The sequence below is a fragment of the Caballeronia sp. S22 genome (assembly GCF_964261745.1).
GTDB classification, from domain to species: Bacteria; Pseudomonadota; Gammaproteobacteria; order Burkholderiales; family Burkholderiaceae; genus Caballeronia; species Caballeronia jiangsuensis.
The window spans coordinates 1,632,294-1,657,760 of sequence record NZ_OZ180035.1 but is presented as its reverse complement, the minus strand read 5'-3'; the positions used below and the strand labels follow the sequence as shown (position 1 = coordinate 1,657,760).

The following is a 25,467-nucleotide window of genomic DNA, read 5'->3' as shown; positions in this document are numbered from 1 at the left end:
ACGTTGCTTTCTGGCATGTCTCGCGCGCCGGGAAAAGCGCATTTTGCATGCGCAATGCCCAATGGCATTTTGCACGCATCGCGCAAAATTCAATCACGCCGCGAAACCGCTTCCGCGCTCGGCAACTCAACCGTGGTCCATCCCCCGCCCAGCGCTTTCACGAGCGCGACGCTCGCGGCCATACGCCGCCGTTCGATACCCACCGCCGTGCGCTGATCCGACAGCACGATCGCCTGCGTCACCACAACGCTCAAATACGTGATCGCGCCGTTCTCATAGCGGTTGCTTACCTTGCCGAGCGCGCGCTGGGCGGCATCGACCGCATCGCGCTGTGCTTCGCTTTCGCGGCGCAGCACTTCCAGCGCGTTCAGGTTGTCTTCCACTTGCCCGAACGCAATCAGCACCGTCTGCCGGTAATCAGCGACGTTCTCGTCGTAGGCGGCGCGTGCCGCATCTCGGGCCGCCGCCCGTCCGCCGAAGTCGAGCACCGTGAACGCGAGCTGGGGACCGAGCGACCAGAAGCGGCTCGGCGCTTCGAGCCACGACGAAAAGCGCGTCGCTTCTAGACCGCCCGTCGCGGCGAGCAAGAGGTTCGGAAAGAAAGCCGCCGTCGCCACGCCGACGCGCGCATTGGCCTCGGCAACGCGCCGTTCCGCTGCCGCGATATCCGGCCGCCGTTCGAGCAGCGCGGACGGCACGCTGAGCGGCAACACCGCGAGCGCCGCCGACGGATGCGGCGAATGCGCTTCGTTGAGCGGCGCGACATCGAGCGTAAAGTTCGACGGATTCTCGCCGACAAGAATCGCGATCGCGTTGACGAGGCTCGTGCGTGTAGTCTCCAGATCGATGCGTTGCGCCTGCGTCGCGCGCAACTGCTCCTCCGCCTGCGCCACGTCCGATTCCGCCGCGACACCGCCCGCGAACCGATCGCGCGTGAGTGCGAGCGCTCTCTCATAGGCTTGCAGCGTGGCGTCCAGCAGCCGCTCTTCTTCGACGGTGCCGCGCAAATCGAAGTAGTTGGTCGCGAGCTCGGCCTGCATCGACAGAATCGCGCTTTGCAGGTCCGCGGCGCTCGCCTGCGCTTCCGCCCGGCCGCCTTCGACCGCACGCGAGATGCGTCCCCACAGATCCGGCTCCCAGGAGATTTGCGCGTCGATCAGATAGTCGGGCACGGTCACGCCCGCACTCGATTTGTACAGCACGTTCGACGACACGCGCGACTGGTTGAATGCCGCGTTCGCGGTGATCGTAGGGAAGTAAGCCGAACGCGCCTGCGCAGCCGCGGCGCGTGCCCCGCGATAACGCGCGGCGGCCGCGGCAACGGTCTGGTTCGCAGTCACGACGCGTTCTTCGAGCGCGTTCAATTGCGGATCGCCATAAACCTGCCACCAGGGCGCGCGCGGCGTCGCGTCGGCGGGCTGCGCGGGCCTCCAGTCCTGCGATGCCGCAGCGGACGCGGCCTCGGGCAGATCGAGCAGCGTCTGCGACTTGTACGCTGCGGGCACCGGCACGTCGGGCCGGACATAATCCGGGCCCACAGCGCAGCCGGCCGATACGGCGATAGTTAGCCATCCTACGATTCTGACCGATGCGCGCATCATCACGATTCGTTTCCTTCCGCCTTCGCCGCCCCGCCGCGCGCGGCCCCGCTCGCACCCGCGCCCGTGTCCGAGCGGCCGATACGCACCGTCGCGCCATCGATGACCGAATCGGGCGGATTCACGATCACGCGCTCGTCGCCATTCAGACCGGAAACGATGGACACGCGCGTGCCGTAGTCCGTGCCGAGCGTGATCGGCAGAAGCTTCACGCGATCGTTCGCATCGACGCTCGCGGCATGCACGCCATTGGGCCGAAACAGTAGCGCATTGCCCGGCAGCGTGAAGGAAGGATTCGCGCTCGTGAGACGAAAGCGCACCTGCGCATAGGCACCCGCGAGCAACTCGCCGGTCGGATTCTTCACATCGACTTCGACACGCATCGTGCGCGCGACGGGATCGACCGCGCCCGCCGTGCGTACCGTGATGCCATCGAACTTGCGATCGCGTTCCTCGTTGAGCAGCAAATCCGCGGGCAAGCCGACCGTGATCATGCGCGCATACGCCTGCGGCACATCGACGAACACGCGCAACGTCGACGCATCCTGAATATGAAAAAGCTCGCGGCCCGCTGCGCCGCTGCCCGCATCGATCAACTGGCCGACATCGGTATTGCGCGCCGTGACGACGCCATCGAATGGCGCATAGATCTTCTGGAACGACACGAGTTGTTCGAGCCGCGACACGTTCGCCTGCGCCGCATTCAGCGCGGCTTCCTTCGCGAGCATGTCGCCGTTCTTCTCATCGGTTTCCTGACGCGACACCGAGTTGTTCTTCAGCATCTGCGCCCAGCGTTCCGAAGTCGTCTTCGCCAGCAGATAGTTCGCGCGCGCCGTTTGCGCATCGGCGCGGGCCTGACGAAGCTGATCGTTGATCTCGGGCGCATCGATCTCCGCGAGCAACTGGCCTTTCTTCACCTTCGTGCCGATATCGACGGTCCAGCGTTTCAGATAACCGTTGGTGCGCGCGAAGATCGGCGCATCGGAAAACGCGCGAATATCGCCCGCGAGCACGAGATCCTGCGAAGCCTTCATGCGAGCCGGCTTGATGACCTCGACCGTCTGCACGCCATGCTCGTTCGCATCGCGCTCGAGTTCCGCATGCGCCGCGCGCCGCGACCATATGCCTTGCGCGACGAGCACGACGACCACCACGAGCGCGATCACGAGCCATAAGCGCCCGCGTCGCTGATTGCCCGATCTTTGCGAGCCCTGCTCTTTCATCCTTGCTCCACCCACGTATCGATTGCTTATTGATTCGTTCTATTGCGCCGCTTCTCTCGCCGCCGCGTCCGGTCCCTTGCCGCGCGCTTCCATGCGCCGGTAGATCATCGAGAACACGACCGGCACGAAGAACAGTGTCGCGATAGTGCTGACCATCAGACCGCCGATCACCGCGCGCCCGAGCGGCGCATTCTGCTCGCCGCCTTCGCCGAGGCCGATTGCCATCGGCACCATGCCGATCATCATCGCGAGCGCCGTCATCAGCACGGGCCTGAAGCGCGAATAGCCCGCTTCGAGCGCGGAACGCACCGCATCGCCGTGCTCGGCGAGCGCCGATCGCGCGAAGCTCACCACGAGAATGCTGTTCGCGGTCGCGATGCCGATACACATGATCGCGCCCGTCAGCGCGGGAATCGACAGCGTCGTGTGCGTGAGGAACAACATCCACACGATGCCCGCGAGCGCGCCCGGCAATGCGGTGATGATGATGAACGGATCGAGCCACGACTGGAAGTTCACGACGATCAGCAGGTACACGAGCACGACCGCGAGAATGAGGCCGAACGCGAGACCGGAAAATGATCCGTTCATCGTCTCGACCTGGCCGCGCATATCGATCGACGAGCCCTTGGGCAACTCACCGCGCGCTTCGTCGATGATGCGCTGCACGTCGTCGGACACCGCGCCGAGGTCGCGCCGCTCGGTTGTCGCATAGAGATTGATGGTGGTCTGCGCGTTGTAGTGATAGACGACCGCATCGCGCGCGCTGCGCGACAGCGATGCGAGCGCGCCGAGAATATTCGTCTTGCCGCTCGCGGACGTGACCGGAATGTTCGCCACCGATTGCAGCGAGTCCATGTCGTATTGCGGCGCCGTCGTGATGACGTTGTAGCTCACGCCGTTCACGGGATTGAGCCAGAACGTAGGCGTCGTCTGCTGACTGCCCGAGAGCGTGATGAGCAGGTTGTTCGCGACATCGCGCTGCGTGAAGCCCGCTTGCAGCGCCTTGGTGCGATCCACTTCGACATTGATCGACGGCAGATCGGACGGCTGCTGGATGCGCGCATCGACGAGTCCCGGCACGCGGCGGATCTTTTCCAGCAAGCGGTTCGCGAGCGCGCGATTGGCCTGCGCATCGCGCCCGGTGATGGCGATGTCGATGGGCGCGGGCACGCCGAAGTTGAGAATCTGGCTCACGATATCCGCGGGCAGGAACGAGAATGTCACGCCGGGAAACTCTTGCGGCAGGCGCTTTCGCAACTCATGGATATAACCTTCGGTCGGCGCGTGATCTTCGTTCAGGCTGATGAGCACGTCGGCGTCGGCGGAACTGACCGTGCCCGTGTTGCTGTACGAGAGGTTGATGCCCGACACCGGCAAGCCCATGTTGTCGATGATCGAGCGAATCTCGCCGCGTGGAATCAGTTGCCTGATGCGTGCATCGACGCGATCGGTGAGCGCAGCCGTTTCCTCGATGCGCGTGCCGGTTTTCGCGCGCAAATGCAGGGCGATCACGCCCGAATCGATCGACGGAAAGAAGTCGCGTCCGAGGAACGGTGCAAGCCCGAGCGAGAGCAGACAGCACAACAGGAAGAGCGCCGCGAAGCGTCCCGGATGCATGAGACGCGCTTCGAGAAAGCGTCGATAGCGATTGCGCACAGATTCGAAATGTCGCTCGAACGCGAGATGGATGCGCACGAACGGATTGCGCGAGCCCTTCATCGATTCGACATCGCCGCCCATGTGCTCGTGATGGCGCAACAGGTATTTCGCGAGTGTCGGGATCAGGGTGCGCGAGAAGAAGTACGACGCGAGCATTGCGAACACGACGGCCTCGGCCATCGGCACGAAGAGGTAATGCGCGACGCCGGTCAGGAGGAACATCGGGATGAACACGATGCAGATCGAGAGCGTCGATACGAGCGTCGGCACGGCGATCTGCTGTGCGCCATCGAGAATCGCCTGCTCCAGTTCCTTGCCCTCTTCCAGGTTCTGGCTGATGTTTTCGATTGCAACTGTCGCGTCGTCGACGAGAATGCCGACCGCGAGCGCGAGACCGCCGAGCGTCATGATGTTGATGGTCTGCCCGATCGCGGACAGCGCGACGATGGACGTCAACATGGACAGCGGTATCGAGATCGCGATGATGAGCGTCGCGCGCCAGCTTCCGAGGAAGAGCAGGACCATCAACGCAGTCAGCCCCGCCGCGATCACCGCTTCACGCAAAACGCCCGACACCGATGCGCGAACGAAGAGCGACTGATCCGCTACCGGTTCGATCCTGAGCGACTCGGGCACCATGCCGCGTAACGTCGGCAACAGGTTCTTCACGCGCGCGACGATATCGAGCGTCGATGCATTGCCGCTCTTGTTGATCGTGAGTAAGGATGCGCGCGTGCCGTCCACGCGCACGATATTGGTCTGCGGCTGAAAGCCATCGCGCACATGCGCGACGTCCTTGATATAGATCGTGCCGCCCGGACCCGTGCGGATCGGTATGTCGTTGAGTCCTTCGATCGAACCGGGGCTCGCGTTCAGGCCGACCGAGTATTCCGTCGAGCCGATCTTCGTCGTGCCCGTCGGCAGAATCAGGTTCTGCGCGCTGATCGCGTTGACGACATCGGTGGGCGCGAGGTTCTTCGCCTGCAGCTTGCGCGAGTCGATATCGACCATGATCTGCCGCTGCTTGCCGCCATAAGGCAGCGGCACCGATGCGCCCTGCACGGTCGCGAGTTGCGTCTTCAGGAAGCTGTTGCCGAAGTCGTAGAGCTGCTGCTCGGTGAGTTCCGCCGACGACAACGCGAGCCGCAAAATCGGCACTGTCGATGCATTGAACCGCAGGATGTTAGGCGGCGTGATGCCCGGCGGCAGCGAGCGCAATTGCGTCTGCGAGAGCGCGGTGATCTCGGCGATCGCTTCATCGACATTCGCGTTCGGCTGGAAGTAGATGCGAATCACCGCGATGCCCGGCAGCGATTCCGACTCGATATGCTCGATGTCGTTCACCGCCACCGACAAGCCACGCTCGTAGTTCAGCGTGATGCGCCGTTCCATCTGATCGGGCGGCAAGCCCGTGTACGACCAGATGACGCTGACTACGGGAATATCGATGTTCGGAAAGATATCGGTCGGTGTGCGCAGGATGACGAGCGGACCGATGATCAGCAAAAGCAGCGACAGGACGATGAACGTGTACGGGCGCTTGAGCGCGAGTCTGACGATCCACATCTAAATTCTGCCTGCCCCGTTTGGTGTTCGTTATTCGAATACTGTTCGACTACTGCGCGAATGCACCCGCTACGATGACACAACAGAAGCTTACGAAACAATTCGCGCAAACGGTTGCGAGGGTTTATGCGGAAGGATTTCTGCAGAAGAATGCGAGGCCGCACCGAAATTGGAGCGCGAGCGCCAATTGGTGGGAAGCGGATTGCGCCTCGCAGAACGCGAGGCGCTTAAAGAAAAACAGGGCTTTTAGACGGTCGCGGGACGCAGGTCGAGCACGCGTTTCGCCTTGCCCGTGGCGGTCGTCGGCAGCTCGCCGGAATCGAGCACGCGCACTTGCGTCGACACACCGACCATCGTCTTGACGCGGCTTTGAAGCTCGCGCGAGAGACCGGCACGCTCGCTGTCGTTCAACGTCGCGCAGACTTCGGCGCGAGCTTCCACGGAAACGGACAGCGAATCCATGTGACCCTCGCGCGATACGCACAGTTGATACTGGCCGCTCAGGCGCGGAATCGCGAGAATCAGTTCCTCGATCTGGCTCGGGAACACATTCACGCCGCGAATGATGAGCATGTCGTCCGAGCGGCCCGTGATCTTCGCGAGACGGCGCATCGAGCGCGCGCTCGGCGGCAGCAACGACGTGAGATCGCGCGTGCGATAGCGGATCATCGGCATCGCTTCCTTCGTGAGCGACGTGAAAACGAGTTCGCCTGTGCTGCCTTCAGGAAGCACTTCTCCCGTTACCGGATCGATGATCTCGGGATAGAAATGATCTTCCCAGATGGTCGGACCATCCTTCGTTTCGATGCATTCGCATGCGACGCCCGGACCCATGATTTCCGACAGCCCGTAGATATCGAGCGCCTGAATGCCCGCGCGCGTTTCGATCTCGCTGCGCAAGCCCTGGCTCCACGGCTCTGCGCCGAAGATGCCGATCTTGAGGGACGTGTTGGCCGGGTCCATGCCCTGGCGCGCCATCTCGTCGAGGAGATTCAACATATACGACGGCGTGACGAGAATGATCTTCGGCTCGAAGTCGCGGATCAGTTGCACCTGCTTCTCGGTCTGGCCACCCGACATGGGCACGACCATGCAGCCCAGACGTTCCGCGCCGTAGTGAATGCCGAGGCCGCCCGTGAAGAGGCCATAGCCGAAGGCGTTGTGCAGTGTATCGCCCTTGCGCCCGCCCGCGGCGCGAATTGAGCGCGCGGTGACATTGGCCCATGTGTCGATGTCCTTCGCCGTGTAGCCGACCACTGTCGGCTTGCCCGTCGTGCCACTCGATGCATGCACACGCACGACCTGATCGCGCGGCACCGCGAAAAGCCCGAAGGGATAGTTGTCGCGTAAATCGGTTTTCGTCGTGGTCGGAAACCGCGCGAGATCGGACAGCTCGCGCAGGTCATCCGGATGCACGCCTGCCGCATCGAATGCGCGGCGATAGTGCGCCACGTTCTCATAGGCGTGTCGCAACGACCACTTCAGGCGTTCGAGTTGCAGCGCCTGAAGTTCGTCACGGCTCGCGCGCTCGATCGGTTCCAGTTCGCCTTGCTGCGCATTGGATTGGACCACGGTTGTCTCCTGCATGATTGAATGAATGATCGATGAATGACGCGAATTCGCTTTAGTGGAAGCGCTGGCCCGAATAGCGCAAAGCCGAAATCAGCGGCGATGCGCGATAGCGGTCTTCGCCGTAATGCGCTGCGAGATTAAGCAGTACATCGTGAATGCGTGCGATGCCGATGCGCTCGCCCCACGCGAGCGGCCCGAGCGGATAGTTCACGCCCTTCTCCATCGCGAGATCGAGATCGGCGCTCGTGCAGACGCCCTGATTCACAGCGTCTGCCGCTTCGTTGACGAGCATCGCGACGGTGCGCATCACGGCCATGCCGGCGATATCGTTCAACGGCACCACGGCATAGCCAGCCTTTGTCAGCGCGCCGGCTGCGGCGGCGTAAGCATCGTCGTCGCATTGACGCGCAAGCGTGATCGCGATGCTCGGCGCGTGCGCATAGTCGAGCGCGAGATCGATCAGCACGATGTTGTCGATGCCGAGCGCGTGCGCACGTTGGGTGGCGGTGCGGCCATCGGTGACGAAGAGATACGCGTCGTCGATTTGAGCGACGAGGCCGGGCATATCGTTGCGCTTCGCGCTCGCATCAGCGAGGCGCGCTTGCAGATGCTCATACAACGGCGCGCTTTTACCGAGCACGATGTTCGAAGGCGTGCGCGTATGCGTCTCGATGCGCGCAGCAGGCTTCGCGGCATCGGCGCCATAGTCATAGAAGCCACGGCCCGTCTTGCGGCCGAGAAAGCCCGCGTTCACCAGTTCCTGCTGAATCAGCGAAGGCGTAAAGCGCGGATCGTTGAAATACGCGTTGAACACCGATTGCGTCACGGCAAAGTTCACGTCGTGACCGATCAGATCCATCAGCTCGAACGGGCCCATTCTGAAGCCGCCCGAATCGCGCATGACGGCATCGATGGACGCTGCGTCCGCGCCCTGCTCATTGAGGACACGAAGAGCTTCGGCATAGAACGGCCGCGCCACGCGATTGACGATGAAACCCGGCGTCGACTTTGCATGAACCGGCTGCTTGCCCCATGCGGCCGACGTGGCGTACACGGTCCGCGCGACATCATCGGATGTAGCGAGTCCGCGCACGACTTCGACGAGCGCCATCAGCGGCGCGGGATTGAAGAAGTGCATGCCGACCACGCGCGATGGATGCTTCAGGGGCGCAGCGATCGCCGTGATCGAAATGGACGATGTGTTGGTCGCGAGGATGCACTCGGGCGTCACGATGCTTTCCAGCTCGCCGAAAAGCGCGCGCTTGACGTCGAGCCTCTCGGCGACGGCTTCGATGACGAGCGACGCCGTGCGCAAGTCCGCGAGATTTGTAACGATACGCACGCGGTCGACGGCGTTATCTCCTGTTGCCTGATCGAGCTTCTTCTTGTCGATCAGGCGCTGCACGTTCGTCGCGATGCCGATGTGCGCCTTGTCGAGCGCTTTCGCGTCGAGGTCGTAAAGCAGCACGGTGTGCCCCGCGAGCGCCGCGACTTGCGCGATGCCCGCGCCCATCGCCCCCGCGCCGATCACGCCCAAGATCGCCGATGTCTGGATAGCCTGTGTCATGTATCGCCGCCCTCAAACGCGCTCAATCGCGATCGCGATGCCCTGGCCCACGCCGATGCACATCGTGCATAGCGCATAGCGGCCGTTGCGGCGTTCGAGTTCGTACATCGCGGTCGTGACGAGACGCGCGCCGGATGCGCCGAGCGGATGACCGAGCGCAATGGCGCCGCCGTTCGGGTTCACGCGCGGATCGTCTTCCGCGAGGCCGAGTTGACGCAGCACCGCGATGCCTTGCGATGCGAAGGCTTCATTGAGTTCGATGACGTCGAACTGTTCCAGCGTAAGACCCGTGCGTGCGAGAAGCTTCTTCGTCGCGGGCGCGGGACCGATGCCCATGATGCGCGGCTCGACGCCCGCCGTCGCCATGCCGATGATGCGCGCGCGCGGCGTGAGGCCATTGCGCTTTGCCGCCTCCTCGTTCGCGATGATGAGGGCGCATGCGCCATCGTTCACGCCCGATGCATTGCCCGCCGTCACGCTGCCGTCGGGACGCACGACGCCCTTCAGCTTGGCGAGCGTGTCGAGCGTGGTTTCGCGCGGATGCTCGTCGCGATCGACCGCAATCGTTTCGCCCTTCTTTTGCGGCACATTCACTGCAACGATCTCCTGCGCGAGCGTGCCATCGGCCTGTGCGCGCGCGGCGCGCTGCTGGCTGCGCAGTGCGAAGCGATCCTGCGCATCGCGAGAGATACCGAAATCGACGGCTACGCTCTCCGCGGTCTCGGGCATCGAATCGACGCCGTAGCGCTCGCGCATCGCACGATTGATGAAACGCCAGCCGATGGTCGTGTCGAAGATATCGGCCGAACGCGAGAAAGCGCTCGAAGCCTTGGGCATTACGAATGGCGCACGCGTCATGCTCTCGACGCCGCCAGCGAGATAGAGCGAGCCGTCGCCCGCCTTGATGGCGCGTGCGACGCTGCCGACCGCATCCATGCCCGAGCCGCACAGGCGGTTGATCGTCGAGCCGGGCACGTCGATGGGCAAGCCCGCCAGCAAGCCCGACATGCGCGCGACGTTGCGGTTGTCCTCGCCTGCCTGGTTCGCGCAGCCGTAGATCACATCGTCCACCTGCGTCCAGTCCACCGATGCGTTGCGCTTCATGAGCGCGGTGATGGGCACGGCGCCGAGATCGTCGGCGCGGACGTCTTTGAAAACACCACCATAGCGGCCGATGGGCGTACGAATCGCATCGCAGATGAAGGCTTCAGTCATGACAAGTCTCGATGTGGAGGATGATCGATCGCCACGAAGCCGCACAATGGTTACATTGCTAAGGGCTTCGGGCTTGAATTGATTGTTCTGGAAATGCTTCGGCTTCAGGCGCATCGTTGCGATGCGCGTCTTTCATAGGAATCGGGACGGCGTCTCTTTAGCGCTCGTCGAAACTCACCACCACGCGCTCGCTCACCGGATGACATTGGCAAGTCAGCACGAAGCCATCATCGATTTCGTGTTGTTCGAGCGTGTAGTTCTTCTCCATCTTCACTTCGCCTTCGAGCACTCTTGCGCGGCACGTGCAGCACACACCGCCCTTGCACGCATACGGCAACGCGAGTCCCGCTTTCAAGCCCACATCGAGCACGCTCACGCCTTCATACGGCAGCCGCAATTTGCGCTTCTTGCCGTCGATGATCAACTCCAGATCCGCCGCCGGCGTGCTCTCCGTGATCTCGATGGCAGGCACGCCCGCTTGCGGCAACGGCGTGCCGAAGCGCTCCACGTGTATCTGCTTGGGCGCCACGCCCGAGTCCTTCAACGCCGCTTCGGCTGCATCCATCATCGGGCCGGGGCCGCAGATGAACGCCTCGTCGATTTCTTCGGGCGAAAGCAGCGTCTCCAGAAACGCCTTGCACTTCGCTTGATCCAGCACGCCGTTAAACAACTCCACGTCCTGCAGGTCGTCCGACAGCACGTGATACAGCGAGAACCGGTCCATATATCGATTCTTCAGATCTTCGAGCTCTTCGGCGAACATGATCGCATCGACGCTGCGATTGCCATACACGAGCGTAAAGCGGCTCGTCGGCTCCGTATCGAGCGTCGTCTTGATGATCGCCAGCACCGGCGTGATGCCCGAGCCGCCCGAGAACGCCACGTAGTGTTTTGCGTGATCCGCGTTCAGGTGCGTGAAGAAGCGCCCGTCGGGCGTCATCACGTCGATCTCGTGGCCGGGCTTCAGGGTATCGAACGCGAAGTTCGAGAAGCGCCCGCCACGCACGCGCTTGATGCCGATGCGCAATTCGCCGTCGCGATCGTAGTCGGTCACGCCCACGCAGATCGAGTACGAACGGCGCGTCTCCTCGCCATCGATATGCGTCTTGAGCGTCACGAACTGACCCTGCGTGAAGCGAAACGCATCGCGCAGCGCGGGCGGCACCTCGAACGAAACGGTAAACGCGTCGGCGGTTTCGGGGCGGACCTCACGGATGCGCAGCGGATGGAATTGCGGAGTCGCCATGTTTTTTCGGCTCGCTATCGTTGATTCGGTTGATTCGGTTCAGTACGGCTTGAAGTAGTCGAACGGCTCGCGGCAGTCGATGCAGCGATACAGCGCCTTGCACGCCGTCGAGCCGAATTGCGCCAGCTTCTCCGTGTGCGTCGAGCCGCAGCGCGGACAGGCGATCGTCGCTTTCTGGTAAGGCACGAAGCGGATCGGCTTTTCCGTGCTGCTGCATACGCCCGTCGGCGGTGCGATGCCGTAACGGCGCAGCTTTTCGCGTGCTTCGTCGGTGATCCAGTCGGTCGTCCACGCGGGCGCCAGCACCGTCTCGATGCGATGCGCGCCGAGCTCAGCCCGATCGATCGCGTGTGCGATGTCCTCCGCAATCTGCGACATCGCAGGACAGCCCGAGTACGTCGGCGTGATCACCACTTCGAGCACGCCATCGTCACCGTGACGCACCTCGCGCAGAATGCCCAATTCGCGGATCGATACCACCGGAATCTCCGGATCGGGCACCGCTTCGAGCACGTCCCACGCGCGTTCGATGGTTGCGTTGGCGGTATTCATTTACCAGCTTGCGCCCGGATGCTGACGCGCGAGACTCTGCATCTCCGCCAGCAGATAACCCATGTGCTCCGAGTGCTCGCCGTGCTTGCCCGTGGTGATGTGCTTCACCTCGGCGGGCGCTTCGAGCGTCGCTTCTTCCAGTGCCGATGCGACCTGCTCACGCCATGCCGCTTCGAACTCGCTCGCGAGCGGCGCGATGCCCGCATCGGCGACAGCTTGTTCGATCGCATCGGTGGCGAAGAACTCGCGCGTGTACGGCATCAGATAATCGAGCGCGGCCTGCGCACGACGATGCGACTCCTCCGTGCCATCGCCGAACCGCACCAGCCAGTCGCGCGCATGATGCAGGTGATAGCTCGTCTCTTTGACCGACTTCGCCGCGATCGCCGCGAGTTGCGCATCGCTCGATGTCTGCAGCGCGCTCCACACTTCCATCATCAGCGCGCAGTACAGGAAGTTGCGCACGATCGTCACCGCGTAATCGCGCTCGGCGCGCGTCGTGCCCGCGAGCGGGCCGAAGTGCGGCAACTCCGCGATCGTGTAGTTGGCGAACTCGCGCTCGCTGCGAAAGTACGCGTAGTCGTCTTCGGTTTTCTTGCTGCCGTTAAGCGATGCTTCCAGCGACGCCGCGTGCGTGTACAGGAGGCGCGCCTGACCGATCAGATCCAGACTGATGTTCGCCAGCGCGATGTCTTCCTCCAGCGCCGGGCCGTGGCTGCACCATTCGGCGTTGCGCTGCCCGAGGATCAGCGCGTTGTCCGCCAGACGCAGCACGTAGGCGAGATGGTCCTGACTCATAGCTCTGTCGCCCTTACATGTGATTGATTTCGTCGGGCAGCACGAAGAATGTCGGATGCCGATAGATCTTGTCGGCCGCGGGCTCGAACAATTCGCCCTTGTCCGCCGGGTCCGATGCGGTGATCGCCGCCGAGGGCACCACCCAGATGCTCACGCCTTCCTGACGGCGCGTGTACACGTCGCGCGCCATGCGCAGCGCCGCACCCGCATCCGGTGCGTGCAGGCTGCCGCAATGCTTGTGATCCAGTCCCTGCTTGCTGCGCACGAACACTTCCCAGATCGGCCATTCCTTGTTCATCTTCATCGTCTCCATGCTCATGCAGCTTGTTTGTGGGCGCGGACCTTTTGCTTCTCCGCGTAGGCGAGCGCCGCTTCGCGCACCCAGGCGCCTTCGTCGTGCGCCTTTACGCGCGTGGCGAGGCGCTCCTTGTTGCACGGGCCGTCGCCGTTGACCACGCGCCAGAATTCTTCCCAATCGATCTCGCCGTAGTCGTGCGCGTTTCGTTGCGCGTTCCACTTCAGATCGGCGTCCGGGAGCGTGACGCCCAAGATCTTCGCCTGCTCGACGGTTGCATCGACGAACTTCTGGCGCAGGTCGTCGTTCGAGATGCGCTTGATGCCCCATGCGAAGGACTGGCCGCTGTGAATCGAGTCCTTGTCGCTCGGGCCGAACATCATCAGCACCGGCCACCACCAGCGGTCCACCGCCTGTTGCACGAGGTCCTTCTGCGCCTGCGTGCCCTTCATCATCGCGAGCAGCGCGTCGAAGCCCTGGCGTTGATGGAACGACTCTTCCTTGCAGATACGGATCATCGCGCGGGCGTACGGCCCATAGGTGCAGCGGCACAGCGGAATCTGATTCATGATCGCCGCGCCATCAACCAGCCAGCCGATCACGCCGACATCGGCCCAGGTGGGCGTCGGGTAGTTGAAGATGCTCGAGTACTTCGCCCGGCCAGCGTGCAGCGCAGCGACGAGCTGGTCGCGCGAGACGCCCAGCGTTTCGGCCGCGCTGTAGAGATACAGGCCGTGGCCGCCTTCGTCCTGCACCTTCGCGAGCAGAATCGCCTTGCGCTTGAGGCTCGGCGCGCGGCTGATCCAGTTGCCCTCGGGCTGCATGCCGATGATTTCCGAGTGCGCATGCTGCGAAATCTGCCGCACCAGCGTCTTGCGATAGGCCTCGGGCATCCAGTCCTGCGGCTCGATTTTGCCGTCGGCCTGCATCACCGCGTCGAAGCGGGTTTGGTCGGGAGATGAGGCGGATCGGTCCGCGTCAGTGGCCTGCGTGGGGCTCGGGAGGTCGAGGGATTGGGTGTACATGCGGGGCTCCGCCGTCTTTTTTGAGATGCGATGGAGCGAGTATAACTATTAACCGACCGGACGGTTGATTAATTTTGCATGCAACTATTGCGACATAAATAGCATCGCGTTAACCCGAAATTCCAGTCTCACGAGAGGTCCGAACACACGCAAAAAAGCCCAGCCGTATACACGGACTGGGCAAAACCACCGGTTAGCCGGCGGCGGAGGTTGCTTCACGTTCGCGCAAGCCGCGCCGAGAAGCGCATTTCGAATTTCGTATGCAATCGACCGGAACGTGGCATCACGGATGCCGATCGCCGAACATCTTGAACTACTTTATTGCCCGAAGAACACACCCTGCGGATCGACGCGCTTGCTCGCACGGCCCGATTGCGACGCCGCGCCCGTCGACGCTCCATAACCTTCCGCCTGCGCCTGAGCGATGCGCACATCGGCGACGCGCGTTTCGGCTACCTGAAGTCTTGCGGGGTAAGACGCGTCTTCCGCGATGGGCGAATAACCGGCCTTCTGAAGCTGGACGAGTTCCCCGCGAACCTCGGCGCGACTCACAGGCGCGCTCGATTGTGCGAAGGCTGCAAGCGGTGCGGACAAAACGGCGGCTGCGATGACTGCATTGACCCATGATTTCATGATCGGCTCTCCCTGTTATTCGATGAAGCCCGGCGCGCTGGAAGTCTCGAGACATGCCGAGCGGACGACCGAAGTGTAGGTGCACAGCCGTCGATGATCATTCACCGGTACAAAGAAGCATCTTTACGAAATTCGTAAAGAAACAGCGGGCCAATGTGACGCTAATAATGCAGTGCAAGAAGAAGGGACCACACGAACCTGTCATCGCCGACATTGCGCGGACACTTCCACGCAATGCAACAATGCCTCGACGCAATTATTCCTATATCGACAAAGATCATTCAACGGAAACGAGAATGATCTTCGGGAGGCTCGTCTTTACACTCCGTTCACAAGCTGCTTAACACGAAACCAGCAGCACGATCAGATATCCGAATCGGAGGTAGTCAACATGAAGACGTTCATTTCCGCAGTCGCAGTCGCCGCTGCTCTTGCCGTTCCCGCACTCTCGTTTGCACAACAGGCGGATACGCCGGTCACGCGCGCTCAGGTGCGTGCCGAACTCGTTCAACTCGAAAAGGCCGGCTATAACCCGAACATCAGCGACCCGTCGTATCCGTCGAACATCCAGGCAGCGCAAGCCCGCGTGAGCGCTGAGCAACTCGCCCAGGCGCCGGTCCACTCGAGCGACTATGGCTCGGTCACCAACGGCTCGTCGCAGTCGGGCCGCACGACCGGCACTCAGCCGCGTGCGCTCGGCGCCTACTTCGGCCAGTAAGAAGCAGACAGCATCGCCGGCCGATTTCGGTTGGCTATCACACAAGAGGGCGACATCCGTGCGATGTCGCCCTCTTGCGTTTTGCACGCGAAATGCTTTGTGCACGATGGCATTTTGCATTCGACATGTTTAATACCGCGCGGCGGCAGCCGATCGTCGCATCGTGTCCGCGACGATTCACACCGACGCGTCCTGCCCCTACTCTTGCCCCTCACGCCACCGGCTGCGAGCGGCTCCAGTCGCACTCCGGATAACTCAGCGGGCTCCACGCATTAAGCCATACGACTGCATCGTAGAAGCTCATGCGAACGCCGCGTCGACTACGAAGTGCGCACGAGTGCTCGATGTCCGCCGCGCGTCATAAGCGACCTGTCTTCCGCGCCCGCAATTCCAGTCGGGCCACCGCCCCTTTAGCGGTGATCGATTCTTCCGCCGGTTCTTGGGAAGCACGTCCATCGCTCTCACTTGCCGCACGAGTCCGTGAAAAGGCCGTCCATCGCGTTCATAAAATCAAATTCGATCGCGGCCATTCAGCCCCTCGATAACCCACCTCGCAGCGTGGTTCGCGCCACGTATCGACGCCATCGATAAGGTCTATCGATGCGGCTTTATGGACACCGCGCACACGATGTCTATGATCCGCAGGACAGATGCGGCCCGATGCAGGCCGCCTCACCGCAAGCGACATAGCCGCGAAGCCCCGACGTGCAAAACGTCGCTTCACACGGCCTCGCAAAACAGAGATACAAGGAGACAGTCTTGAGCTCACCCATCGCCTTGCGCGTCGATCAATTCATCGATACGCGCGCCCTCTCTTCCTTTCAGAAACGCATCCTGTTGTTGTGCTTCCTGATCGTAGCCATCGATGGCTTCGATACCGCGTCCATCGGCTTTATCGGGCCGGCCTTGCGCGAGCAATGGCATCTCACTGCCGCATCGCTCGCTCCGCTCTTCGGCGCAGGACTCTTCGGTTTGATGGCGGGCGCGCTTATCTTCGGCCCGCTTGCGGATCGTTTCGGACGCAAGACGGTGCTCGTCGGATCGGTCGGCGTGTTCGGTGCCGCGAGCCTCGTATCGTGTTTTGCGCCGGATCTCGCGTGGCTCATCGCTTTGCGCTTCATCACGGGCCTCGGGCTCGGGGGTGCGATGCCCAATGCGATCACACTGACGTCCGAGTATTGTCCGAGCGAGCGGCGCTCCGGCCTCGTCACGCTGATGTTCTGCGGCTTCACGGTCGGCTCCGCACTCGGCGGTCTCGTCAGCGCGCAGTTGCTCGCGCAGGTGGGATGGCGCGGCATTCTCGCCATCGGCGGCGCCGCGCCGCTGCTGCTCTTGCCCGTTCTCATCGTCGCGTTGCCCGAATCGATGCGCTTTCTGCTCGTCGCGAAGCGTAGGACCGCCGCGCGCAACGACGAACGCATCGAGCATATCGCTCGAAGCATCGATCCTTCGCTGCCCGTCGGTACGCGCTTTCAAGCAGGCGAAGCGCCGATGAAGTCGTCGGTGCGCGCGCTCTTCGCGCCGGACGTGCTCGCGGGCACGCTGCTCTTGTGGGCCACGTTCTTCATGAGCCTGCTGATCGTCTATCTGCTGTCGAGCTGGATGCCCACGCTTCTGTCGAGCAATGGCCTATCGCTGAGGCAGGCGTCGTTCATGAGCGCGACGTTCCAGATCGGCGGCACGGCGGGCGCGATCCTGCTTGGCCGCCTCATGGATCGCCGCGAGCCGCATCGCGTGCTGTCGTCGGCATATCTGGTCGCGGCGGGCTTCATCGTGTTGTGTGCGTTCGCGGGCGGATCGGTGCCGATGATCGTCGTTGCGATCTTCGGCATCGGCGTTTGCGTGAGCGGCGGACAGGTCGGCGGCAATGCGCTCGCGGCAGGCTTCTATCCGACCGGCAGCCGCGCGACAGGTGTCGCGTGGGCGAACGCGGTGGGCCGCAGCGGATCGGTTACGGGATCGCTTCTCGGTGGCGTGATGCTCGGCCAGCAGTTCGACTTTCGCACCATCTTCCTGCTGCTCACGGTGCCGAGCGTGATCGCGGCGATCTCACTCGCCATGCTGGCGCGCGAGCGCCGCCGTCAAAGTTTCGACGCCGCTTCGGCCGCGATGACCGTGGCTGAATGATGCATCAAGCATATTGAATGCAAAGCGCCGGAAGGCATTTTGCATTCATTGCCCTTCGCCGCGTTCATGCGATTCCAGAAATAATTCCGTCAGCACCGTGCGCAGCCAGCGATGCGCGGCATCGTGATGAAAGCGCTCGTGCCAGTGCTGCTTCACTTGATACGTCGGCACGTCGAAAGGCAGTTCGAACAGGCGGATGCCTGCTTCATCGGCGATCGGTTCTGCGAGTCTGAGCGGCACCGTCGCGAGCAGATCCGTGCGCGCGATGATGTTGGCGAGGCCCAGATAGTTCGGCAGTTCGAGCACGGCGTGACGCTCGACGCCGAGCTGCCGCAACGTGCGGTCGACGACCGAATGCCCCGTGCCCGAAGGCGTCACGACGATATGTCCTTCGGCGAGAAATGCATCGAGCGTGGGCGCATCGGCGGCATTCTGAATGCGCGGATGATGGGCCGCCACCATGCCGACAAAATGCTGCGTGAATAACTTCTGCTGATAGAAGCCCGCTTCGAGTTGCGGCATGAAACCGACCGCAAGTTCTGCCTCGCCCGATTCCAGCAACTGTGGCGTCGTGTCGTCGATATGCAGCACGCGAATGCGCACACCCGGCGCAATCGCACGCAGCCGCTTGAGCAACGTCGGCAGGAGCACGATCTGGCTGATGTCGGTCATCGCGATGCGAAACACCTGCTTCGCGGTCTCGGGATCAAAAGACTTGCGATGCTTCGAAAGCGCGTCGAACGAAGCGAGCAACGTGACCGTGCGCTGATGCAGGTCGCTGGCGAACTGCGTCGGCTCCATCCCGGCCGACGAGCGCACGAAGAGCGGGTCCTGATAATGCTCGCGCAGCTTCGCGAGATTGAAGGAGATCGTGGGCTGCGACAGCCCGAGATTCGCCGCGGCTTGCGAAACGCTGCGCGTCGCGTGGATTTCGGCGAACACCTGCAGCAGCCTGATGTCGATGTCGGTCATCGGATCATTGTAGTCACGGCCCTTCATGCACGAAAGCGAGAGGAAGGACCATGACGGACCCGGCAGACTAGTTCGCCGGGATCGTGACCACCGGCGACTTCGCCGTGTCCGTGACCTCCGCGAGCGCCATCAGGTTTTGCACGACCGTGAACGCGTATTTCGAATCGAAGTCGCCGCGATCGATCCAGTAATGCGACTCGTCGTAGAGCACGCTCACATACGCGTCCCGCGGCACCTTCTCGCCCACCTTCACGACGATGGTCGGCCGCGTCTCCCCACCGATCAGCCCGATGCCCGGCTTGGTCGCGCCGCTGCCCACTTGCGCGTCGGGAACCGCGATCTGCGCGCCGAGATCGGTGAGGATGCCAAGCACCGAACGCGTGACCATCGGAATGCGGTTCTGCTCCGACGATTGACCATAGATGATTTCGTAAGTCTTCATTTTCGGGGAGAGGTGCAGGAGCTTTCTCACGAGCGTTAGATCGTCGACCACTTCCTTGTTCGACCCGCTGCGCGTCGCGCCGAGCGTGATGAACACGCCGCCCTTGTCGGCGCTGTTGCCCTTCGCGCTCTTGTCGGGCTTGCCGTTCTTGCCGGCCTTGTCGTCATCCGTGTTGCGAGTTTCGATGTTGAGCTCGCCCGCCAGTTGCAGCCTGCGCAATGCCTGTAGCAGCAGAAAGAACTCCGGCGATCCGGATGCGTTCGGCCCGCCCAGCGCATTGCCATTCTGCAAGCCGCTGATCGACTGCGCGGTGATGCGCAGCAGCAGGTCGATTGGAATGCCGCTTTCCGCGAGCGGCATCACGAGCGTCGGCGAAAGCGGCCGGATGTAGGCGCTCGCGTAGGCATCGCCGGTGGTTGGCGTGAATGTGAAAGTCGGATGATTGGAATACGAGACGCTGCCCGTCGCCTGCGCATAGTTAGGTTGCGCGCCGGAGCCGGCATTGAGCACGACGCCGCCTGTCGTATCGAACGTATATGCGGCGATGATGCTGCTCACGGTGAGAAACGACGGCGCGTCGGCGAAGCGCAAACCGACAATCGCTGCAAGAATTTCTCGCTTCTTCGCATCGCCGAGCGCCCGGGCGTAATCCACCTGATCGGCTTTGAGGCGGCCCGGGCCGATGCCCGCGCAGCCTGCTGCGAGAATGGAAACGGAGAGTATGGCAATCGATAGGGCTTTCCTTGGCATGGCTCTGTATGAAGGTGATGAGGAGGATCGTCGGCGTGTAGCCACGGAACATCCGGGCCACCGCCGCAAATTTCATACCTTTGAGCGCAAATGAACGGCCGAGACCGGCGCGAACGATCGCATCCGGCGCGTTGCACGCCGGTTTATCGACAGCGTCGCGACCCGACGGGCTTCGTCAGGCCGCAAGCACGATCAGCCTACGACGCGCCGTGCTGCTGCGCTTTCGACTGAGCGTGCGTTTCCTGCGAGGGCCCCTGGGCGATGTGACGGTTCGCTTCCTTGTGCTGAGCGACGAGCTCATCGAGCCGGTCCTGCGCGAAGCGCGGACCGTCGTCGCGTGCGAAAGCAGGTGCGGCAAGCGTCGCTGCCGCAAGGACGATGACTGTGGCGAAAGGCGTTCTTTTCATGATTCACCCCGCGATTGAATGCGGCATGCCCCGATTGCCGCCGCCCGACTAGCATCGCACATCGGCGTGAAAGCTGCGCGGCGTGCGCTCGCGGCGCGTTCGGCCGTTTTTTGCACGCCGTACGCAAAATGCAGCCGCGCGTGGCGGGCACGCGCGAATAAAACAATCGACGTGATCCAGTTCGAAACGCGTCAGCGCACGGCTTCTCGACATGCATTCATCGATCGATCCAAATTAATTCAGTATTCCGAATTGACTATCAAGTTGGATGCCGATTGCTCGTGTGCGCGCCACGCCGATCCGCCCGACGAAGATGACGAGGCTAGGCCGACATAGAACGTCTCGTCGCGAGCTAACTCTCGTCGAGCTCGAACTCGACGCTCGGATAATCCTGTAGCCGCCCACTCACCTCCGCTTCGCGCTCGCTCGTGAAAAGACCATCGAGATAATCGAACGAGAGCTTGCCGGCGAGCGCCTTCAACGCGAGTTCCGCGCTGCGCTTCGGCTCCGTGGCGATATCGCCCGAATCCATGCACGCGCAAAACTGTCCATTCCTGGAATCCATCGCGCCGATGTCGATCACCTTGCCATCGACGTTTTGCGCAAGCACGCGCTGCTCCACCGCGTAAAGCCTGAACGGCCGTTCGAAGCTCGCGGGCGGCTCGGGATTGCCTTCCTTCATTCCACGATTGACCATGATGCGATTCTCCCGGTCCGTGTATCGATCGAATCGATGCAGCAAGGGCCGAGCCCGCCGTCTTTGCATTGCAGCATCGACGCGCCTTTCTGCGTGCGCCGCGCCGTCCTACATTGAACCATCGGGCACGCAATCAAAGGAGCAGTCACCGTGAACGGAACCATGAGCGGCAAGATCGCGGTCATCACCGGCGCGAGCCGCGGACTCGGACGCAACGCCGCATTGCAACTCGCGCAGCACGGCTGCGGCGTGATCGGCACTTACAACCGCAATGCGGATGCCGCGCGATCGCTCGTCGACGAAATCGCGAAAGCCGGCGGCAAGGCGGCCGTGCTGGAACTCGACGTCGCCCGCTGCGAAACGTTCGCCGCCTTCGGGGACGCGCTCTGCAAGACGCTCGAAGACAAGTTCGAGCGTGAGAACTTCGACTTTCTCGTGAATAACGCGGGCATCGGCATTCATGCGCTCTTTGCCGAAACAACGCCCGCGCAATTCGACGAACTCGTCAACATCCAGCTGAAGGGACCGTTCTTTCTGACGCAGACGCTTCTGCCCTATCTCCACGAGGAAGGCGCGATCCTGAACGTGTCGAGCGGACTCACGCGTTTCGCGTTACCGGGCTTTGCGGCGTATGCCGCGATGAAAGGCGGAATCGAGGTGCTCACGCGCTATCTCGCGAAGGAACTCGGGCCGCACGGCATCACTGTGAACACCATCGCGCCGGGGGCAATCGAGACGGACTTCGGCGGCGGCGTCGTACGTGACGATCACGACACCAATCAGTTCGTCGCGGACAACACGGCGCTCGGGCGCGTCGGCTTGCCGGACGATATCGGCGGCGCGATCGTGGCGATGCTCTCGGATGGCAATCGCTGGATGACGGCGCAGCGCGTCGAAGTGTCCGGGGGAATGTTCATCTGACGCAACCATTGCGCCGCACGTAAAAAAACCCGGACGCACAAGGCGTCCGGGTTTTGCATACAACATGCGTAATGCCTAATGCATCACGCAGTGAAACGTCGCTTAGAAGCGGTGGATGATGCCCACGCCTGCTGCGAACATGCTGCGCGATGCCGACGGTGCGCTTTGGAAGCCATCGCCGATGGTCGCGTTCGCTGCGGTCTGGCTATTCGTAGACGTGTTCGACGGAACAGCCAGCGTGTTGCCGTTCGCGCGCTGGAATGCTTCCAGTGCGTACAGGCCCGTGCGCTTCGAGAGCGAGTAGTACTGGGACAAGTTGAACTGGTGGTACGACGCTGCGTCGTTGATGCCGTTCGCCTTGCTCGCCCACGTGTAGCTGTAGCCCGCCGCGAAGTCCCATGCCGGCGTCGCCTTCCAGTGCAGCACCGTGCCGGCCGTGTTGAACACGGCTTGGTCGGTGAAGCGCGAGTTCACGCCAGGAATGTACTGAACGTTCGTGTACGTGACCGAGATATCCCACGCGCTGTTGAACTGGTAGCCGCCCGCAACCGCGAAGCGCTGCTGAGCCTGTGCGCGCTGGTAGCCAGCCGTCACCGCCGACACGCCCGGTTGGCCCGAGCCATCGGTCGCTGCCGTGCTGTTGATCGTCGTCGAGTTGCTGCTGTAGACGCCGCCGCCGTTGGCCGCGTTGTTGATGCGCGAGAACGCCACCGCACCACCGATCGGACCTTGCTGATACTGGATCGCAGCCGACCACGTCGAGCCTTGGTACACGCTGTCGGGCACGCCCGCGAACGAGTACGAACCGCTCACCGTCACGCCGTAGAACTTCGGCGACGTGTACACGACCGAGTTGTTCGCACGGTAGATCGTGTCCAAACCGTCCAGATCGCCCGGGTGCGCGCCGAAGTAGCCGGTCAGCCAGTTCGTCGGGCTATACGGAGAAAGCAGCGTGTAGTACGAGGTGTACTGGCGACCCAACGTGAAGGTACCGTAGCCCGGATTCGTCAGACCGACCCAAGCCTGGCGGCCGAACATCGCGTTGGTGAACTGCTGTTGCCCGCTGTTGATGTCGAAGCCCGATTCCAACTGGAAGATGGCCTTGTTGCCGCCGCCCAGATCTTCCGCGCCCTTCAAGCCGAACCGGCTGCCCGCCCAGATGCCCGACGCCATCTTGACGTTCGAGCGGCCCGGGTTCGTCTTGGCCAGATTCGTCTGGCTGCTTTGGTAGACGATCGAATCGTCGACGATACCGTACAGCGTGACGCTGCTTTGCGCGAATGCCGGCGCGGCGGCTGCAAACGCCGTGGCTGCGACGACTGCGGCCTTGGTCAACGTGAAACCCTTCATTTTTTCTCCTCAAGCGGTGGGCAATGACTTGCGTGCGAGTGCTGGAACCGGTGCCGCGTTCGCGACTTCGTTATGTTTCAACTCGTAACTTTTATCGCTGGCAAGTGTATGGCTTACAGACCGAATGGGAAAGAAAGACGCACTGGGGTGTCGTTTTTTTTCACTGTCTGGTTAACCAGTATTTTCTGGCTTGCAGATATTAGGCAACCGGGCGCGAAACTGACAACAGACTGACGGAAACGTGGCGTGCCGACGGCTTCAATGCGACCGTTCAATGACGTGCCGGATGTTTAAAAACGATCGTCCGTTCGTGAGAAAGCGACGCGTGGCCCGGTGCGTGCGGCTCGCGAGGTTGCTGCGCCGCAAAATCCGGCGATGCCTTTTGAAATGGGAGGAAGGATGGCCGAAGCAGATGGCCCGAGAACCGCTGACTCGCTTACGCGCGTTATTCAGGCGACAAGGAGCGCCGGCGCATCGAGAATTTTCTGAAGGCTACCCGACGATGCCCCGACGTGAAAATGAACATCAGGCGAACGCGGTGCAAGCTTGGTCCGCCCGATCGACGGTCAGTGCTCGATCTTTGAGCGCAGTTCGCGCGCCGTTTCGAGCAACCCTTCATAGCCCGAGCGCGCGTGCGATGGCAGGTCCGGATCGCCGACGAGCGTGCCGAGCGTCTCGATGATGCTGTACAGAATGCCCTTCGCCGCGCCGGCCGCCATCTTGCCCGCAGCGTAGGATTCGTCGACGTGCGAAATGGCCGCGTCGAAATGCTCGACTTCGGGATGCGCGTCTCCGATACCCGATGCGTCGTCATCGCGCGGCTTGGTCGGGTCGCTGTTCATGATGATGGTCCTCCGTGTGTGGTCTCTGTCTTCTGTATAGCGCCACCGCGGGCGGCGTGCAATCGGCGCAACGCCGCACATCTCAGGATACGGGCTATTCCTGGATCGGCTGGATAAAGTGCACGCGGCGCGTATCGCCCGTGCTTCTGCCCGCGCCATGCGGCACGCCGCACTCCGTCAGAAGCGCGCGCAGTTCGATGATCACCGGAAACACCTCGTGATTGTGGTCCGCGCCCTGCCGGTCATGCGCCTCCTGCTCGCGCTCGACGATCCACCGATCCTCCTTGAAGATGCGCTCGGTAAACCACACGAGCAGCGGCCAGGCGGCATCGAGCAAACCGGGAATCTTCGGGCGGCGGATCGACAAGAGACCAAACGTGCGGTTCGTGCGCTGCTCGGCGTCGAGCGGCACATAGGCGATCCACAGATCCATCACCATGGTGTCGTCCTTCGTGCGGATCTTGAGCGTCTGATACGGATAGTCGGTGCGGATCGTCATCACGTCCTTATCGCTATCGTCGGGCTTCGCGCCGCGCTTTTCCCCGAAAACGAGCGCCTCGCCGATCGGCTGCTTGCCCGCCTCGCGCGCGAAGATGTAGTCGACTTCGACCCAGTCGTCGCCGCGCCGTCTGCCGAGCGAACGCGCGCGCATGCTGCCCATCTGTCGCCGATGCAGAAACTGATGGTTCATGTCCATCAGGTTTTCGTGCATGAAGGAATAGTGGCACTTCACCTCGCGGCCGAAGCGGCGCGTCTTGTAGGCGCGATCCGAGGCGGAGCCGAGCTCGGGGAACTTCGCGGCTTCGGCGCGCGCGGGGTCGCCGGTGAACACGAAGACGAGCCCGCCTGCTTCGCGGCACGGATATCCGCGCACACCGTTGGGCAGACGCTCGCGGCCGAGATAGGGGATATCGGTGCAGCGGCCGGTGCAGTCGTAGGTCCAGCCGTGATAGCAGCAGCGGATCGATTCGCCATCGACGACGCCCGCGGACAAGGGCACTTGCCGATGCGCGCAGCGGTCCTCGAGCGCGAACACATTGCCCGACGCGGTACGCACGAGCACGATCGGATCGCCAGCGAAGCGCACGGCGAGCGTATGGCCGGCCTTCACCTCGCGCGACCACGCGAGCGGATACCAATGATCGGGATGAATGTCGACCCGGCGCAGATCGCGCGGCGGCCTCGTCGGGGTATCGACGGAACCGGCTTCCTGCTCGCCCTGCGGTAACGCTGCGTGCATGTACGACGCCTCCGTTGAAAGGAGATCGGATTGAGCGCCGCATCCACAC

At 62.5% G+C, this 25,467-nt stretch carries 22 protein-coding genes; 3 read left to right on the top strand and 19 right to left on the bottom strand.

Annotated features, from left to right (window positions below):
• Positions 1-89: 89 nt before the first annotated feature.
• The 12 genes from ACEN42_RS07720 to ACEN42_RS07665 all read right to left on the bottom strand — a co-directional run bounded on the left by ACEN42_RS07720 (position 90) and on the right by ACEN42_RS07665 (position 14,952).
• Entirely contained in the window at positions 90-1,601 is a 1,512-nt protein-coding gene (locus ACEN42_RS07720; RefSeq protein ID WP_371881087.1) for an efflux transporter outer membrane subunit, read from the bottom strand.
• Positions 1,601-2,821 (bottom strand): efflux RND transporter periplasmic adaptor subunit, encoded by a 1,221-nt coding sequence (locus ACEN42_RS07715; protein WP_371879625.1) that lies wholly within the window; start codon positions 2,819-2,821, stop codon positions 1,601-1,603. Before ACEN42_RS07715 ends, ACEN42_RS07720 begins: the two co-directional genes overlap by 1 nt.
• A gap of 39 nt (positions 2,822-2,860) precedes the next feature.
• Positions 2,861-6,049, bottom strand: a complete 3,189-nt coding sequence (locus ACEN42_RS07710; protein ID WP_371879624.1) for an efflux RND transporter permease subunit — start codon at positions 6,047-6,049, stop codon at positions 2,861-2,863.
• 246 nt (positions 6,050-6,295) lie between these two features.
• Complete coding sequence (paaK, locus tag ACEN42_RS07705; protein ID WP_051626664.1) at positions 6,296-7,636, bottom strand: phenylacetate--CoA ligase PaaK; 1,341 nt, start codon at positions 7,634-7,636, stop codon at positions 6,296-6,298.
• Between the two features lie 37 nt (positions 7,637-7,673).
• Entirely contained in the window at positions 7,674-9,188 is a 1,515-nt protein-coding gene (gene paaH / locus ACEN42_RS07700; protein WP_371879623.1) for a 3-hydroxyacyl-CoA dehydrogenase PaaH, read from the bottom strand.
• 12 nt (positions 9,189-9,200) lie between these two features.
• The gene (pcaF, locus tag ACEN42_RS07695; RefSeq protein WP_371879622.1) at positions 9,201-10,403 is read right to left on the bottom strand and encodes a 3-oxoadipyl-CoA thiolase; all 1,203 of its coding nucleotides are present in this window, start codon (positions 10,401-10,403) and stop codon (positions 9,201-9,203) included.
• A 157-nt stretch (positions 10,404-10,560) separates the two neighbouring features.
• The gene (gene paaE / locus ACEN42_RS07690) at positions 10,561-11,649 is read right to left on the bottom strand and encodes a 1,2-phenylacetyl-CoA epoxidase subunit PaaE (protein ID WP_238217736.1); all 1,089 of its coding nucleotides are present in this window, start codon (positions 11,647-11,649) and stop codon (positions 10,561-10,563) included.
• Between the two features lie 39 nt (positions 11,650-11,688).
• Positions 11,689-12,201, bottom strand: coding sequence for a 1,2-phenylacetyl-CoA epoxidase subunit PaaD (paaD, locus tag ACEN42_RS07685; protein WP_371879621.1), 513 nt, complete (start codon positions 12,199-12,201; stop codon positions 11,689-11,691).
• Positions 12,202-12,999: a 1,2-phenylacetyl-CoA epoxidase subunit PaaC gene (gene paaC / locus ACEN42_RS07680; protein ID WP_371879620.1), complete on the bottom strand. Its 798-nt coding sequence runs from the start codon at positions 12,997-12,999 to the stop codon at positions 12,202-12,204. It abuts the gene before it with no gap.
• A gap of 13 nt (positions 13,000-13,012) precedes the next feature.
• Entirely contained in the window at positions 13,013-13,297 is a 285-nt protein-coding gene (gene paaB / locus ACEN42_RS07675; protein WP_014191517.1) for a 1,2-phenylacetyl-CoA epoxidase subunit PaaB, read from the bottom strand.
• A 17-nt stretch (positions 13,298-13,314) separates the two neighbouring features.
• The gene (gene paaA / locus ACEN42_RS07670; RefSeq protein ID WP_371879619.1) at positions 13,315-14,319 is read right to left on the bottom strand and encodes a 1,2-phenylacetyl-CoA epoxidase subunit PaaA; all 1,005 of its coding nucleotides are present in this window, start codon (positions 14,317-14,319) and stop codon (positions 13,315-13,317) included.
• A gap of 318 nt (positions 14,320-14,637) precedes the next feature.
• Entirely contained in the window at positions 14,638-14,952 is a 315-nt protein-coding gene (locus ACEN42_RS07665; protein WP_371879618.1) for a DUF4148 domain-containing protein, read from the bottom strand.
• A gap of 391 nt (positions 14,953-15,343) precedes the next feature.
• Here ACEN42_RS07665 and ACEN42_RS07660 point away from each other — a divergent pair, with 391 nt between their 5' ends.
• The gene (locus tag ACEN42_RS07660; protein WP_371879617.1) at positions 15,344-15,670 is read left to right on the top strand and encodes a DUF4148 domain-containing protein; all 327 of its coding nucleotides are present in this window, start codon (positions 15,344-15,346) and stop codon (positions 15,668-15,670) included.
• A gap of 759 nt (positions 15,671-16,429) precedes the next feature.
• Positions 16,430-17,797, top strand: a complete 1,368-nt coding sequence (locus ACEN42_RS07655) for an aromatic acid/H+ symport family MFS transporter (protein ID WP_255503620.1) — start codon at positions 16,430-16,432, stop codon at positions 17,795-17,797.
• A gap of 45 nt (positions 17,798-17,842) precedes the next feature.
• Here ACEN42_RS07655 and ACEN42_RS07650 read toward each other — a convergent pair whose 3' ends face one another.
• From ACEN42_RS07650 to ACEN42_RS07635, 4 genes are all read right to left on the bottom strand, one after another.
• A complete protein-coding gene (locus ACEN42_RS07650) occupies positions 17,843-18,769 on the bottom strand; it encodes a LysR substrate-binding domain-containing protein (RefSeq protein ID WP_371879616.1) in 927 nt (308 codons plus the stop codon).
• Between the two features lie 67 nt (positions 18,770-18,836).
• Positions 18,837-19,961, bottom strand: a complete 1,125-nt coding sequence (locus ACEN42_RS07645; protein WP_371879615.1) for a hypothetical protein — start codon at positions 19,959-19,961, stop codon at positions 18,837-18,839.
• A gap of 197 nt (positions 19,962-20,158) precedes the next feature.
• Entirely contained in the window at positions 20,159-20,368 is a 210-nt protein-coding gene (locus ACEN42_RS07640; protein WP_238295305.1) for a hypothetical protein, read from the bottom strand.
• Positions 20,369-20,720: 352 nt separating this feature from the next.
• The gene (locus ACEN42_RS07635) at positions 20,721-21,065 is read right to left on the bottom strand and encodes a hypothetical protein (RefSeq protein WP_371879614.1); all 345 of its coding nucleotides are present in this window, start codon (positions 21,063-21,065) and stop codon (positions 20,721-20,723) included.
• A gap of 162 nt (positions 21,066-21,227) precedes the next feature.
• Between ACEN42_RS07635 and ACEN42_RS07630 the strand changes: the two genes are divergently transcribed.
• Positions 21,228-21,986, top strand: coding sequence for an SDR family NAD(P)-dependent oxidoreductase (locus ACEN42_RS07630; protein WP_371881086.1), 759 nt, complete (start codon positions 21,228-21,230; stop codon positions 21,984-21,986).
• A 102-nt stretch (positions 21,987-22,088) separates the two neighbouring features.
• Here the strand turns inward: ACEN42_RS07630 and ACEN42_RS07625 are convergent, their stop codons facing one another.
• The 3 genes from ACEN42_RS07625 to ACEN42_RS07615 form a co-directional block, all read right to left on the bottom strand.
• Entirely contained in the window at positions 22,089-23,336 is a 1,248-nt protein-coding gene (locus tag ACEN42_RS07625) for a porin (protein WP_187604683.1), read from the bottom strand.
• 566 nt (positions 23,337-23,902) lie between these two features.
• Positions 23,903-24,178 carry a hypothetical protein gene (locus ACEN42_RS07620; protein WP_035507855.1) on the bottom strand — a complete coding sequence of 92 codons (276 nt, stop codon included), beginning with the start codon at positions 24,176-24,178 and terminating at the stop codon, positions 23,903-23,905.
• 94 nt (positions 24,179-24,272) lie between these two features.
• The gene (locus ACEN42_RS07615) at positions 24,273-25,418 is read right to left on the bottom strand and encodes a Rieske 2Fe-2S domain-containing protein (RefSeq protein ID WP_371879613.1); all 1,146 of its coding nucleotides are present in this window, start codon (positions 25,416-25,418) and stop codon (positions 24,273-24,275) included.
• Positions 25,419-25,467 lie beyond the last annotated feature (49 nt).